A 12872-nucleotide genomic window follows, 5' to 3' on the forward strand; every position below is an offset into this window, starting at 1 on the left:
ACTTTGACTTCGCGGCTTCCGCACTCGTGACTTCCCGTCTATTCGCCCTGATTCCGTGCGCTGGCACCGGCAGCCGCTCCGGCGCCATGATGCCCAAACAGTACCGCAGCGTCGCGGGCCGCGACATGCTGCACTATTCGCTTGCCGCTTTCGACGCCTGCAACGAGTTCGCGCAGACACTCCTCGTGATCGCCCCAGACGATCATCATTTCGACGCGCGCCGCTTCGGCGGCCTGCGCTTCGCAGTGCGCCGCTGCGGCGGGGCGTCGCGTCAGGCTTCGGTGCTCAACGGTCTGCACGGCCTTGCCGAATTCGGCGCGCACGACGACGACTGGGTGCTGGTGCACGACGCCGCGCGCCCCGGCATCACGCCGGCGCTGATCCGCACGCTGGTTGCCGCACTCAAGGACGACGCGGTGGGCGGGATCATGGCAATGCCGGTGGCCGATACGCTCAAACGCATCGACGGGGCGTCGTCCGACGGGCGGATTGCCCGCACTGAGCCACGCGACGGCCTCTGGCAGGCCCAGACGCCGCAAATGTTTCGCGTGGGCATGCTACGCGACGCGATTTTGCGCGCGCAGGCCGACGGCCACGATCTCACCGACGAAGCCAGTGCGATCGAATGGCTCGGTCACTCGCCCAAGCTGGTGCAGGGCAGCCTGCGCAACTTCAAGGTGACCTACCCGGAAGACTTTGATCTGGCCGAGGCGATCCTGAACCAGCCGGTTGCGGCGGCCAAGCCGACTCTGGTAGTGACCGAGTTGCGTGACCGGGCGCCGTGAGCCGGCCGGCACGGTGAGCTATGCGTCAAACACATCAAACCTGAAAGAGCGAACTTGAAGCGTATGGATTTAAGAATTGGACAAGGCTACGACGTGCATGCGCTGGTGCCGGGGCGCCCGTTGATCATCGGCGGCGTGACGATTCCGTATGAGCGCGGCCTGCTTGGCCATTCGGACGCCGACGTGCTGCTGCATGCCATTACCGACGCGCTGTTCGGCGCGGCCGCATTGGGCGACATCGGCCGTCATTTCTCGGATACCGACGCCAGATTCGCCGGCGCGGACAGCCGTGCGCTGTTGCGCGAATGCGTTGCCCGCGTGAAGGCGGCGGGTTTTTCGATTGCGAACGTGGACAGCAGCGTGGTGGCGCAGGCGCCGAAGCTCGCGCCGCATATCGAAGCGATGCGCGCCCATATTGCCGCTGACCTCGGCTTGCCGGTCGATCGAGTCAACGTGAAGGCCAAGACCAACGAGAAGCTCGGCTATCTGGGCCGCAGTGAGGGGATCGAAGCGCAGGCGGCAGTGCTGCTGATCAAGGGATGAACTGGAGATGTAAATTCGGGGCACGGGTTGGGAGCAACCGGATTCAAAGCTGAAGCCGGCCGCCCTCCGGAGTGCGCCGCGCAGCCGCCGGAGGGCCCCGCACGACGCGCCGTCAGCCGGCCCGGATCACTTGCCCTCAGCGGCGATACACTGCGCGGCCGCGTTCACCACGGCCGCAATCCGGCCTACGTCGCGTAACTGCGTGGAACTCATGCCCTCGGCGACCAGCGTGTCGAAGTGCGACTTCACGCAGAAGTGGCATTTGCCGATGATCGACGCCGCCAGCGCATACATCTCGAAGCGCCGCTTGTCCACGCCGCCATGCGACGCGTAAGCGTTCATCCGTAGCTGCGCCGGCTGTGATTTCAGATCCGCGCTGCCCGCCATCTCGATGTACGGATACCAGACATTGTTCATGCCCATCAATGCGGCGGCGGTCAGCGCGCCATTGGTTTCTTCGGGCGAGAGCACGCCGGCGTTGCGGATTGCATCGACGATCACGGTGCTCTTCGCCGCGAAGGCCGCCGCGAGCGCAACGCCCACCGCGTCGTGGCCTTCCAGCGACGAGCGTGCAATGGTGCCGTCCAGATTCAGCCGGATATCTTTCGCGTAGTCAGGCACGAGTGCCTTGATCGAAGCCAGGAATTCCATGGGCGCCTCATTCAGTTTGTCGATAAAAAAAGCCCGCTGCTCCGATAGAGTAGCGGGCTTCTGACAGCACGGCTTAAAGCGTTGCGCCGCCGACTGCGCGGTTGCACGGGCATAGTTCGTCCGTTTGCAGACCGTCGAGAATGCGCAGCACTTCTTCCGGGTTGCGGCCGACGTTCAGGTTGTTGACCGACACGTGCTGGATCGTGTTGTCCGGGTCGACGATAAAGGTGGCGCGCAGCGCGACGCCCGCTTCCTTGTCGCGCACGCCGAGCTGGTCGATCAGTTCGCCTTTCACGTCGCCGAAAGAATAGTGATTGAGCTTGTCCAGATCCTTATGCTCGCGGCGCCATGCGAGCTTGACGAACTCATTGTCGACACTGCCGCCCATCAACACCGCGTCGCGTTCTTCGAAATCTTTCGCGAGCTTGCCGAATTCGACGATCTCCGTCGGGCATACGAACGTGAAATCCTTCGGATAGAAGTAGATGATTTTCCACTTGCCCGGGAACGACTGCTCCGTGATTTCTTCGAAGGCCGACACGCCGTTCTCTTCGTGATGGTTAAAGCCCGGCTTCGCAGCCGTGACGGTGAACGCTTCGAGTTTATCGCCAACAGTTTTCATGCGAGTGCTCCTTCGTGTGTTGGAAAAAAAGCATGTTGAGGCTATCAGCTCGTCATAACGAGCGCGTTACACGTTTTGACTATAACTCTATTAAATTGTGAGCCCGATAGTTATTTGATAAAGAGGCAGATAGTTATTGTTTAACGGGGAAGCGCGCCTTGAAAAGCGCTGCAGCGGCCGCTGCTTACACGCCTTTGGCGAGCGGAAACTCGATCGTCACCTCGAGCCCCGGACCGGGCGTGCGATTGCGCAGGCGCAGCGCGCCGCGGTAACGACCGACGAGGCGCTGGACAATGGCCATGCCCAAGCCCGTGCCATTCGCTTGCGTGCGCGCCGAGTTAACACGATAGAACGGCCGCGTGACGAGCGCCAGCTGATCCTCCGGAATACCGGGTCCTTCGTCGACTACCGACAGCTCCACACGCGAATGCGACACGCGCGTCTCCAGGATCACATGCGGAATGCCGTCGCCGTCGCTCAAGCCATATTTGCGCGCATTCTCCAGCAGATTGCCGACCACGCGCCGCATGTCGGTTTCGTCCGCTTCGATCACCGCCGACGGCGCAAGCCGCGTGATGAGCCGCATGCTGTCTTCGCTTTGCATTCGCGCCGCCAGTTCTCCTGCGATCACCGAAAGGTCGACAGGTTCCGGCACGCGTTGCACGGGCCGCGCGTAGTCGAGAAAGCGCCCGATGATCATGTCCATCTGTTCGATGTCGTCCACCATCGCATCTTTGGTGCTCTGGTCGGACGGGCTCATTTCGGTTTCGAGCCGCAGGCGCGCGAGCGGCGTGCGCAGGTCGTGCGAGATGCCGGCCAGCATCAGCGCGCGATCGGCCTCCAGCTGTTCGAGATCCTGCACCATCTGGTTGAAACTGCGGTTGGTCTCGGCGGCCACACCCATGCCGCGCTCCGGCAATGGCTCCGGCGACTGACCGGAACCGACCTTGCGCGCGGCCATCGCGAGCCGGGCGAATGGCCGGTTCACGAGGCTCGTGATGAACGCCGCGCCGAATAGCGAGAGCGCGAGCGCGAAGACGCCCCAGCCGGCCCACTGCAATCCGGTCGCGTTGTCGAGCTGGTCGCGGTCGAGCGCAACCCAGTAATCGTCGTCGTCGATCTTGAAGCTGATCCATACGCCGGGGATGTCGTTGACACTCTGCGCGATCACGGTGTCGTCGCCAAGGCGGCCGCGAATGTCATGCTCGATCAGCCGATTGAGCGATTCGTCGGGTTGGAGCTTGTACTTGTCGGTGGTTTCGCGCGGGTACACGCGCACCCCTTCATTGCTTTCCAGATCCTGCAGCAACGCGCGCCGCAAGTCGGGATCGGAATAAAGGAGTGCGGTGCGTGTGAGCTTGACGATAGCGACCAGCTGCAGCGCCACGCGCTGCGCGCGCGGCTCGCGTTCGATCACCCGGAAGCTCTGGAACCACGCGGCGAGACTGACTGCGATCAGCAGTGCGATCAGCAGAAAGGTCCGCCAGAAAAGGCCGCCGAACGCGAGCGTCAGGAGGCGCCGGTCGATCCGCATGGGCCCTTCTTATCAGAAATCAAAGGCGGGACGGGAGAGCAAACTCAGGCTGCACCGTCGGGGATGAATACGTAGCCCAGACCCCACACTGTCTGAATGAAACGCGGGCTGCCCGGGTCCGGTTCGATCAGCTTGCGCAGACGCGAAATCTGCACGTCGAGGCTGCGGTCGAACACTTCGTATTCACGGCCGCGTGCCAGTTCCATCAACTTTTCACGCGACAGCGGCTGGCGCGGATGACGCGCAAACACCTTCAGCACGGAGAACTCGCCGGTGGTAAGCGGAATTTCCTGGCCGGCCTTGGTGAGCGTGCGCGTGGCGAGGTTCAGTGCAAACTCACCGAACTCGAACACCTCGGTGGTCTCGGACGGCGCGCCCGGCAGTTCGGACGGCGACTGACGGCGCAGCACCGCATGAATGCGAGCGACCAGTTCGCGCGGATTGAACGGCTTGGGCAGGTAGTCGTCGGCGCCCATTTCCAGGCCGACGATACGGTCGACGTCTTCACCCTTCGCGGTGAGCATGATGATCGGCGTGCGGTCGTTACTGCCGCGCAGACGGCGGCAGATCGACAGGCCGTCCTCGCCGGGCAGCATCAGATCCAGCACGAGCAGGTCGAATCGCTCACGCACCCAGAGCTTGTTCATGGACGGCGCGTTCTCGGCAACGTAGACATTGAAGCCCTGTTCACCGAGGTAGCGGCGCAGCAGATCGCGCAGGCGTGGATCGTCGTCGACGACGAGGATTTTTGAAGGGTTTTTAGTTTCCATGGTCGGCATCTTAGCGCGATTAGAAAGGGGTGCGCGTTTGCATCATTTCGCGGGTTACAGTCAGTTACAAAATTTACCCCCACTGTGGCACGGCGTAAAGCACGGCCAGTTAGACTCCTTTACTGAATGCGGCTGTTCGGTGGATACTTCATTCGACTAAAACTCTCGCACCCGGCTTGTTACCGGGGTTTGTATACGCATTTGAGGTAGCCGGTTGCCGCGCCACGAAGGGAACAACATGAAGGGAGGGGTTTGGCCGAATGTGCGCCTGAGCGTGATCGCACTGGCGATAGCCGGCACGCTCGCAGGCTCACTGAACCCCACGCCCGCCTATGCCCAGCCTTCCGCCGACAGAGCTGCGAGTGAGCGCGCGCCCCGGTCAGGCAACCTCAGAAGCAGTCGCCGTAACGCCGTTCCCGACCATCCCGCCTCTGACGTAATGCTGCGCACGGCAGTCCCTCCCGACCTCGATCAGCGCCGCCGCGACGGCCACATGACGCCTGAAGAGCGGCGTCTGCTGCGTCAGCATATCGAAGACGCTGTCCGTGAACTGTATAAGCGTTAGCCAGTTGCGTGCCTGACGCAGGCCGTTCACCAGGCGGTTCGCAGCCTGACCTCGCGCGACCGAAACCTTGAGCGTGAGCTTGCGCCTTGCAACGGCGCAACCCGCTTTCAAGCGAGACCCTCAGGCTCCCGGCTAACACCCACCGCCTTGCCTGAAAATTTTCGTTGCACTTCCGGGGTCAACTTTCTGTCCATCCATGCCGTTGATCTGCCATGAGCGCCGCGTGCAACCGCACGGCGACGCTGACTCACGACGTCGGGCCAACCCGGGATTCGAAGATGACATGGCAGGCAGCAGGTAACGTAGGTCGACAGGTTGCAAAGTGTGCTACGACCGCGGCCGCGCTGACCGTGTGGGTCACATCGATCTGCGCGGCGCCGGCCACCGCCGCACCGGCATCCGCATTCGCATTCGCATCCGCATCCACCCAATCTGGCCAGTCTCAAGCCCGCCTTCAGCGCACGGCCCATCAGCCCCGCGCGAGGCAGCATGGGTCGAGGCCGGACGCGAGCCTGTCAACCGAAGCCGATCTGCTCGACGCAAACGACGCCCGCTTTTTCCTCACGCGCGTCGGTTTCGCGCCCGATGACGCCGAGCTTGCGCAGTACGTCGGACTCACGCGTGAACAGGCCGTCGACAAGGTGCTCGCCGGCACGCGCACCGAGGCGCTCTCGCCGTTGCCCGAGTGGGTGCTCGAACCGATCCCGTCGCGCGACGTCCGCAAGAGCTGGACAGACGATCAGCGGCGCGCCGAGCAGCGTCGCCGTGGTCAGCGTTATGACGAGTTGCGCGCGTGGTGGGTGCGCGAAATGTTGAGCACCACGACGCCGCTGACCGAACGCATGACACTTTTCTGGCACAACCATTTCACGTCCGGCGAGGACAAAGTGAGTTACCCCCAGTTGATGGCGCAGCAGAACATGCTGTTGCGGCGTGATGCGCTCGGCAACTTTGGCGAGCTTTTGCACGACGTCGCGAAAGATCCGGCCATGCTGCAATACCTGGACGGCGCGAGTAATCGCAAGGGCAAGCCGAACGAGAATTTTGCGCGCGAAGTGATGGAGCTGTTCACGCTCGGCGAGGGGCACTACTCACAGCGCGACGTGACCGAGGCCGCGCGCGCCTATACCGGCTGGAGCCTCGATCCCGATGCGCAGTCCTATGTGTGGCGAGCGAATCAGCACGACGACGGCGAGAAGACCGTGCTGGGTCAAACCGGTCCGTTCGATGGCGACCAGGTGCTCGATATCCTGCTCGCGCAGCCGGAAACCGCGACCTTCGTCACGACGAAGCTCTGGCGCGAGTTCGTCTCCGATACGCCCGACCCGGCGCGCATCGCGCCGATCGCCGCGCAATTTCGCGCGAGCCATTACGACATCAAGGTGGCATTGCGCGGCCTTTTTCTGACCGACGCGTTCTGGAGCGACGACGAGCGCGGCGTGCTGGTGAAATCGCCGGCCGAATTCGTCGTCGGCACGTTGCGCGAGTTCGATATCGGCTATGACAACACCGCGCCGTTCGTCGCCCAGATCCGCACGCTCGGTGAAAACCTGTTCTATCCACCGAACGTCAAAGGGTGGCCAGGCGGCACCAGCTGGATCAACAGTTCCACGCTGCTTGCGCGCAAGCAGTTCGTCGAGCAGCTTTTCCGCGCGACCGAGGCCGCGAATCTGAAGCGGATGAACCATGCGAGCGACGCGAGGCTCGCGGTGAACGCCGCGTCCGGCGGCGTCGAATCCGGCCAGCCGATGCAGCGCAGTGCGGCGCGGGTCGGACGGGCAGGCGAGGGCGGCGTACGCTTCGATATTGATACATGGCTCGCGCGCTACAACACTACGCCGACGTCACGACCGGGACTCTCTGTCGAGTTGCAGATGCAGCACGCGGTGTTGCCGCTTGCGCCCGTCGATGCGATCGAAACGGATTCGACCGCCAGCGCGTATCTTCAGGCATTGTTGATGGACCCGGCGTATCAGCTCAAATGAGCGCATGCGCTTGCATGGCGCAATCGGTGAATGGCAAATCGCATGGGCGTGCGGCACGAGCGGGCTCACGGGCATGACAGAAGAACGAGGTGCAGGATGAAACGACGCAGCTTTCTTTCGATGGGCGCGGCCGCGGGCGCAACGCTCTGGTTGCCGCGCGCGTTCGGCGGGCAGAGCGGCAGCCTCGACACCGGCGCGTTGCCGACTCGCGGTTATGACAACCTGCTCGTCCTGATCGAGCTGAAGGGCGGCAACGACGGACTGAACACCGTGATTCCGTTTGCCGATCCGCTGTACTACACGTTACGCCGGAATATCGGCATCAAACGCGAGCAGGCGATTCCGCTCGACGAGCGTACTGCGCTGCACCCGGCGCTCGAGCCGCTCATGCCGCTCTGGAACAGCCGGCAACTGGCGATCGTTCAGGGCGTGAGCTATGCGCAGCCGAACCTGTCGCATTTCCGCTCGATCGAGATATGGGATACCGCGTCGCGCTCCGACCAATATTTGCGCGAAGGCTGGCTCACACGGGCGTTCGCGCAGACGCCCGTGCCGCCGGGCTTCGCCGCGGACGGTGTGGTGATCGGCAGCGCCGAGATGGGGCCGCTCGCCAATGGCGCTCGCGCCATTGCGCTAGTCAATCCTGCGCAGTTCGTGAAGGCTTCGCGGCTTGTGACACCCGTGTCGTTGCATGAGCGCAATCCTGAACTGGCGCATATCCTCGATGTCGAGAACGACATCGTGAAGGCCGCGGACCGGCTGCGTCCCACCCAGGCGCAGGCGCAATTGAAGACCGTGTTTCCGGGCGGCGCATTCGGCAGTTCGATCAGGACGGCGATGCAGGTGTTGGCCGCAAGCGACGCCCCGGGCGCGGCCCGCTCGCCCGCCCAATCTGACAAGCCGCAATGGCTGCCGAAGAGCGGGCAGGGCGTCGCGGTGATACGGCTCACGCTGAACGGCTTCGATACGCATCAGAACCAGCCGGGTCAGCAGGCGGCGTTGCTCACGCAACTCGCGCAAGGACTGGCGGCCATGAAGTCGGCGCTGATCGAACTCGGCCGTTGGGACGACACCCTGATCATGACGTACGCCGAATTCGGCCGGCGTCCGCGTGAGAATCAAAGCAATGGGACGGATCACGGGACTGTCGCGCCGCATTTCGTCACCGGCGGCCGGGTGCGCGGCGGTCTGTTTGGCGTGCCGCCCGTACTCGCGCATCTGGACGGCAACGGCAATCTGCCAGTGGGCGTGGATTTCAGGCAGATGTATGCGACGGTGCTCGGACCGTGGTGGGGACTCGATGCGGCGACGATCCTGCAGCAGCGATTCGAGCCGTTGCCGATCTTGCGCGTGTAAGTGACGCGTGCGCGGGGTTTGGATTTGGGTTTGGCAATCGAACCGGGAGGTAAGTGGCCTATCGGACGCCGTATCAGGGCCCAACGGCAGTAGCCTTGTGCGCTATCGCTCAGGCTTGAAGAGAGGTGGCACAGGGCCGCGAGAATGTTTGCATAACCGCTATTCCGATTTGCCGTGCGGCGTGCCTCGGCTGTGCCTCGGCTGTGCTTCGAATGAAGATGCTGGTGCGTGAGGCCGGACTCGAACCGGCACACCCTTGCGGGCGTCAGGACCTAAACCTGGTGCGTCTACCAATTTCGCCACTCACGCGGATTTCTGTACGCTGCGAACCGGGCCGCGGGCACGGATTGCACCCGTGCATTCACTCAGCAACGGCCCGCGAGGAGCCGCCTGAACCGCACGCCCTGAAGCGTAAGCGCGAGATTCTAACCGATTGAACCGCGCTTGTCTGCACCTGCCCGAGCATCCTGAGGGCTGGCGCCAATGCTACAATTTTCGGCCCCGTTGCACGCCTGACGTGCCCTTCCTTTCCGGCCTTTCCCGCACAGTCCATCCAGTGAATTTCGACGAATATTGCCAGCAGAAAGCGGCGCCGCCCGGCTCGAGCACCTACTACGCCGTTCGGCAGGCGCCCGCGGCACGTCAGCCGCTGCTGACCGCACTGTTCGCGTTGCGCCGCGAGTTCGAGGAGACGGTCAAGGAAACCAGCGATCCGGCGATTGGCCGCACGAAGCTCGCATGGTGGCAGAAAGAACTGGCTGCGCTTGCGTCGGGCAACGCGTCGCATCCGGTCGCGAAGGCACTCGCGGCCTATCTGCCAGACGTCCAGTCCGAGTATCCGGCGCTGCAGGCATTGCTCGCCGGTTTCGAGATGGATCTCGACCAGGCGCGCTATCTCGACTATCCCAATCTGCGCCGTTACGTGCAGGCCGTGGGCGGAACGTTCGCTACGCTCGTCGCGCGCGCGAGCGCCAAGGAACCCGCGCAGGTCGAGAGTTGGGCCGCGCCGTTAGGAGAGGCATTGCTGCTGGCGCAATGCGTCGTCGAAACGGGTAATGATGCGCGGCACGGGCGCATCTATGTTCCTATCGACGAGATGCAGCGCTTCAATGTCACCGCAGCCAATCTGATCAACCGTCACTACAGCGACGCGTTCACCGAACTGATGCGCTTTGAGACGAAGCGCGCCCGCGACGCGCTGCAGTCCTCCGTCGCCGCTGTGCCGGCTGGCGAGCGTCGTGCACAGCGCACGCTGCTCGCGCAGGCCGCGCTGGCGCTTGCGCTGCTCGATGAAATCGAGCGCGACGGGTATCAGGTCCTGCACCAGCGCATCGCGCTGACACCGATCCGCAAGCTATGGATTGCATGGCGGGCCAGATAGGCCGACGCGGCGCGCGGGCGTTGCATCATCGATAGCACGCGTTGAGCGATATGCTTTGCGGCGCGTGGCAACTAGCCGACGCGCCGCGTTCTCTTCACGCGTGCGGCGCCGAGGGTTCGTTGCCCGGCAAGTCGGCCTGGGCCGCGCCTTCGAGAAAACGCCGCGTCGATTCGAACGCCTGCAGCATCGGATCGGGCCACGGCGTTTGCAACATCACGGCCTGATGATTTTCGAATGCCGATGACAGCAACTTGACGAGTTCCGGCGAGCGCAGATGACGCAAGAGCACACTGACGGCGATCGCTGTGGCCTGGCTTGCGCCGGCGGTCTGAAGTTCCGAAGCGGTGAGGGCCGCTACCTGCTTGTTGATGTCCACTGAAGCTATCCTGAATGAGGGGGTGCCGGCGTTGCCGGGGTCGCAAAACTATCGCCGGTGGCACCATGTGCTGAAGATTGCGGCGACACCGGGCGATAAAAGGCCGGTGGCCCATCGGCGAATTTTGACACGGTTGGCGTTCGCCGCGAAACCGCCGCTTCATCCCGCTCGCGCCGAGCATTTCCATTGGCCTCGGGCTGTCCTCGGGCGTCAGTCCGACTCGCCGTTTGGACAATGTCAGAGACTGCACTGGCGAGCCTGTCATACACCGATAACACCCGCAACGCTGGTCGCACGGGTTGCGCTCGTGCCATGGCCGGCAACTGCCCGCAATGGCATCGAGGCGTGGAGAATCGCGTTGCGCTGGCTATACTCATGCTGTGCTCATCCCGGGCTTATCGTGTGGTTCAATGCGCAGTCGCTGCGGGCGCTGCATCGACAGGCCGGTTGAGCGAGCGAATGGCGCAAGCGCATCGTCGGCGGCGCGCTGCTGAGGGCGATCATCATCAAACCGGTTTCTGTTCAACCTGTCCCGTGTGACGCTTTTACGCCGATCGTGTCGTTCATCGGCGTGCGGCCAATGTTGTTGATGTTGCTGATGTTGTTGCCGTCCGGCGACGCCTCGCCGTTGCCGCCCACCACCGTGTTTCTGGAAACTAAGCAATGAAGCGGGTGTGGACCCTCAGTGGCGCATGCTTTGTATTTGTATCGGCGGCTGTGTCGATGTGCGCGCCTGCCCAGGCGTTTGCCGACGACGGCTTTGCGCGCCGCTTCGCGCTCGAGGGCGCGCCGGGCGCGGCCATTTACAGCGTGACGCTGCCGGCTTCCGTCTACGTGGCGAGCCAGCGCAGCGACCTGGGCGACCTGCGGGTCTTCAACGACGCAGGCGAGGCGGTGCCGTACTCGCTCGATGCTCCGCCCGAACCCACGCGCACACCGCCCACGCTGCGCACCGCACGCTGGTTGCCGCTGCTGCCCACCGCGCCTGCCAGTCACCGCTTGCCACCAGGTGTGATGATCGCTGTCGACGGCTCGTTGCGCGCCACGTCGGCGCCACCGGCGCGTGCGCAGCACGACACGGATCTCGTCGATGCAGGCAACGCCGCGCGCGCGGGCCGGGTCAGCGCGCTGATCGTGCACCTGCGGGACGACAACTATCAGGGGCGCGTCAGCGCCGAGGCGAGCGACGATCTGCGCACATGGCAACCCGCCGGCGACGCGCAACTGCTCAAGGTCAGCTACAACGGCAGCACGCTCAGTCAGGACCGTGTCGAACTGGATGTCGCGCATGCTCGCTATGTGCGCTTGCACTGGCTCGACGGCGTGCCGTACGTCGACTCGATCGAGCTGGAAGTGCAGGCCGCGGGCGCCGACCACGCGCAGCGCTCGGATGCGCAGCGCGTGTGGCGCGAGGGCATCGTTGCACGTGCGGGACCGAGAGAGGGGGAATATTTTTTCGAGTCGGGCGGCCCGTACCCCGTCGACCGTTTGCGTCTGAACCTGCCTCAACCCAACACGGTGGCGCCGGCCGTCGTCTATTCGCGAGCGGGGCTTGCCGATGCGTGGCGCGAAGTGTCGAGTGCCACGCTCTTCCGGTTGCATAACGGCGACGTGGAGCAGAGCAACCCTTCGCTCGAACTGAAGCCGGACACGGATCGGCAATGGCGGGTGGTGATCGACACGCGTAACGGCGGACTGGGCAGCGGCGCGTTGACCATCTCGGCGGGATGGCGGCCGGCAACACTGACCTTCATCGCTCGCGGCGGCGGTCCGTTCTCGCTGGCGGTGGGCAATGCTGCCACCGTGTCGTCGGCGGTAGGCCTGGACGAGCTGATGAGGGCGGCGTCGGCGGTGCCCGTGACCGCGCGTGTCGGCGACGTGCTGCCGGTTGCGCCAGGCGCAGGCGCTCCGCTGGGCGCGCTGGATTCGGAAGCTTCGCGCCGGTATTGGCTGTGGGGAGCGCTGGTACTTGCTGTGGGTTCGCTCGCCGCAGTTGCATGGCGGCTCGTGCGCCGGACGCGGGGGCATGAGCCGGCAGCCGTTCAAACATACGCTCAATCCGCTGCGGGTGAGGCGGCAAGCACGGGGAGCGGTGAGGCTGGCGTAGCTGGCGCAAGCGGCGTAGCTGGCAGAGGCGGCGCGGCCGACGCACCTGGCGGCGCGCCGACCGCAAGCACCGCTTATTCAGGCGGCACCGACGCTAAAGGACCCAGCGACGGCCCAGGCTGAGCGCACTGCGGACTCGCGTTGGATCAGACGCAATGTGCGTGACTCGTCGCAGCTCGCGCTGCGCTTGACGCCGGG

12 protein-coding genes and 1 tRNA gene are annotated in these 12872 nt (G+C 64.0%); 7 read left to right on the forward strand and 6 right to left on the reverse strand.

The annotated features are described in order from the left end of the window. The first annotated feature begins 26 nt into the window (after nucleotides 1-26). Together ispD and ispF are read left to right on the forward strand one after the other, a co-directional pair. Complete coding sequence (gene ispD, locus AAGS40_RS06670) at nucleotides 27-785, forward strand: 2-C-methyl-D-erythritol 4-phosphate cytidylyltransferase (protein ID WP_345814005.1); 759 nt, start codon at nucleotides 27-29, stop codon at nucleotides 783-785. Nucleotides 786-848: 63 nt separating this feature from the next. Then, nucleotides 849-1328, forward strand: a complete 480-nt coding sequence (gene ispF / locus AAGS40_RS06675) for a 2-C-methyl-D-erythritol 2,4-cyclodiphosphate synthase (RefSeq protein ID WP_345814006.1) — start codon at nucleotides 849-851, stop codon at nucleotides 1326-1328. Between the two features lie 126 nt (nucleotides 1329-1454). On the opposite strand, the gene AAGS40_RS06680 is transcribed toward ispF, so the two are convergent. The 4 genes from AAGS40_RS06680 to ompR all read right to left on the reverse strand — a co-directional run bounded on the left by AAGS40_RS06680 (nucleotide 1455) and on the right by ompR (nucleotide 4905). After that, on the reverse strand, nucleotides 1455-1979 hold the full coding sequence (locus AAGS40_RS06680; protein WP_345814007.1) for a carboxymuconolactone decarboxylase family protein: 525 nt from the start codon (nucleotides 1977-1979) through the stop codon (nucleotides 1455-1457). A gap of 73 nt (nucleotides 1980-2052) precedes the next feature. Further along, nucleotides 2053-2601, reverse strand: a complete 549-nt coding sequence (locus AAGS40_RS06685; protein WP_345814008.1) for a peroxiredoxin — start codon at nucleotides 2599-2601, stop codon at nucleotides 2053-2055. Nucleotides 2602-2785: 184 nt separating this feature from the next. After that, nucleotides 2786-4135, reverse strand: a complete 1350-nt coding sequence (locus tag AAGS40_RS06690; protein WP_144143415.1) for an ATP-binding protein — start codon at nucleotides 4133-4135, stop codon at nucleotides 2786-2788. A 44-nt stretch (nucleotides 4136-4179) separates the two neighbouring features. Beyond that, on the reverse strand, nucleotides 4180-4905 hold the full coding sequence (gene ompR / locus AAGS40_RS06695; protein ID WP_033379433.1) for a two-component system response regulator OmpR: 726 nt from the start codon (nucleotides 4903-4905) through the stop codon (nucleotides 4180-4182). 238 nt (nucleotides 4906-5143) lie between these two features. Here ompR and AAGS40_RS06700 point away from each other — a divergent pair, with 238 nt between their 5' ends. The 3 genes from AAGS40_RS06700 (at nucleotide 5144) to AAGS40_RS06710 (ending at nucleotide 8811) form a co-directional block, all read left to right on the forward strand. Beyond that, on the forward strand, nucleotides 5144-5470 hold the full coding sequence (locus AAGS40_RS06700; protein ID WP_345814017.1) for a hypothetical protein: 327 nt from the start codon (nucleotides 5144-5146) through the stop codon (nucleotides 5468-5470). Nucleotides 5471-5682: 212 nt separating this feature from the next. Continuing rightward, entirely contained in the window at nucleotides 5683-7455 is a 1773-nt protein-coding gene (locus tag AAGS40_RS06705) for a DUF1800 domain-containing protein (RefSeq protein WP_345814018.1), read from the forward strand. A gap of 96 nt (nucleotides 7456-7551) precedes the next feature. Then, nucleotides 7552-8811: a DUF1501 domain-containing protein gene (locus AAGS40_RS06710; RefSeq protein WP_345814020.1), complete on the forward strand. Its 1260-nt coding sequence runs from the start codon at nucleotides 7552-7554 to the stop codon at nucleotides 8809-8811. A 222-nt stretch (nucleotides 8812-9033) separates the two neighbouring features. Here AAGS40_RS06710 and AAGS40_RS06715 read toward each other — a convergent pair. Further along, nucleotides 9034-9120 (reverse strand) — tRNA-Leu (locus AAGS40_RS06715). A 247-nt stretch (nucleotides 9121-9367) separates the two neighbouring features. Between AAGS40_RS06715 and AAGS40_RS06720 the strand changes: the two genes are divergently transcribed. After that, entirely contained in the window at nucleotides 9368-10192 is an 825-nt protein-coding gene (locus AAGS40_RS06720) for a squalene/phytoene synthase family protein (RefSeq protein WP_345814022.1), read from the forward strand. Between the two features lie 94 nt (nucleotides 10193-10286). Here the strand turns inward: AAGS40_RS06720 and AAGS40_RS06725 are convergent, their stop codons facing one another. After that, complete coding sequence (locus tag AAGS40_RS06725; RefSeq protein WP_345814023.1) at nucleotides 10287-10568, reverse strand: hypothetical protein; 282 nt, start codon at nucleotides 10566-10568, stop codon at nucleotides 10287-10289. Between the two features lie 663 nt (nucleotides 10569-11231). Here AAGS40_RS06725 and AAGS40_RS06730 point away from each other — a divergent pair. Continuing rightward, complete coding sequence (locus AAGS40_RS06730) at nucleotides 11232-12797, forward strand: DUF3999 domain-containing protein (RefSeq protein WP_345814025.1); 1566 nt, start codon at nucleotides 11232-11234, stop codon at nucleotides 12795-12797. Nucleotides 12798-12872: the final 75 nt, after the last annotated feature.

The organism is Paraburkholderia sp. PREW-6R (genome assembly GCF_039621805.1).
Classification (GTDB): domain Bacteria; phylum Pseudomonadota; class Gammaproteobacteria; order Burkholderiales; family Burkholderiaceae; genus Paraburkholderia.

Coding starts and splice junctions, on each gene's coding strand:
- ispF (WP_345814006.1), top strand. CDS start 849: ATGGATTTAAGAATTGGACAAGGCTACGACGTGCATGCGCTGGTGCCG.
- AAGS40_RS06680 (WP_345814007.1), bottom strand. CDS start 1,979: ATGGAATTCCTGGCTTCGATCAAGGCACTCGTGCCTGACTACGCGAAA.
- AAGS40_RS06685 (WP_345814008.1), bottom strand. CDS start 2,601: ATGAAAACTGTTGGCGATAAACTCGAAGCGTTCACCGTCACGGCTGCG.
- AAGS40_RS06690 (WP_144143415.1), bottom strand. CDS start 4,135: ATGCGGATCGACCGGCGCCTCCTGACGCTCGCGTTCGGCGGCCTTTTC.
- ompR (WP_033379433.1), bottom strand. CDS start 4,905: ATGGAAACTAAAAACCCTTCAAAAATCCTCGTCGTCGACGACGATCCA.
- AAGS40_RS06700 (WP_345814017.1), top strand. CDS start 5,144: ATGAAGGGAGGGGTTTGGCCGAATGTGCGCCTGAGCGTGATCGCACTG.
- AAGS40_RS06705 (WP_345814018.1), top strand. CDS start 5,683: ATGAGCGCCGCGTGCAACCGCACGGCGACGCTGACTCACGACGTCGGG.
- AAGS40_RS06710 (WP_345814020.1), top strand. CDS start 7,552: ATGAAACGACGCAGCTTTCTTTCGATGGGCGCGGCCGCGGGCGCAACG.
- AAGS40_RS06730 (WP_345814025.1), top strand. CDS start 11,232: ATGAAGCGGGTGTGGACCCTCAGTGGCGCATGCTTTGTATTTGTATCG.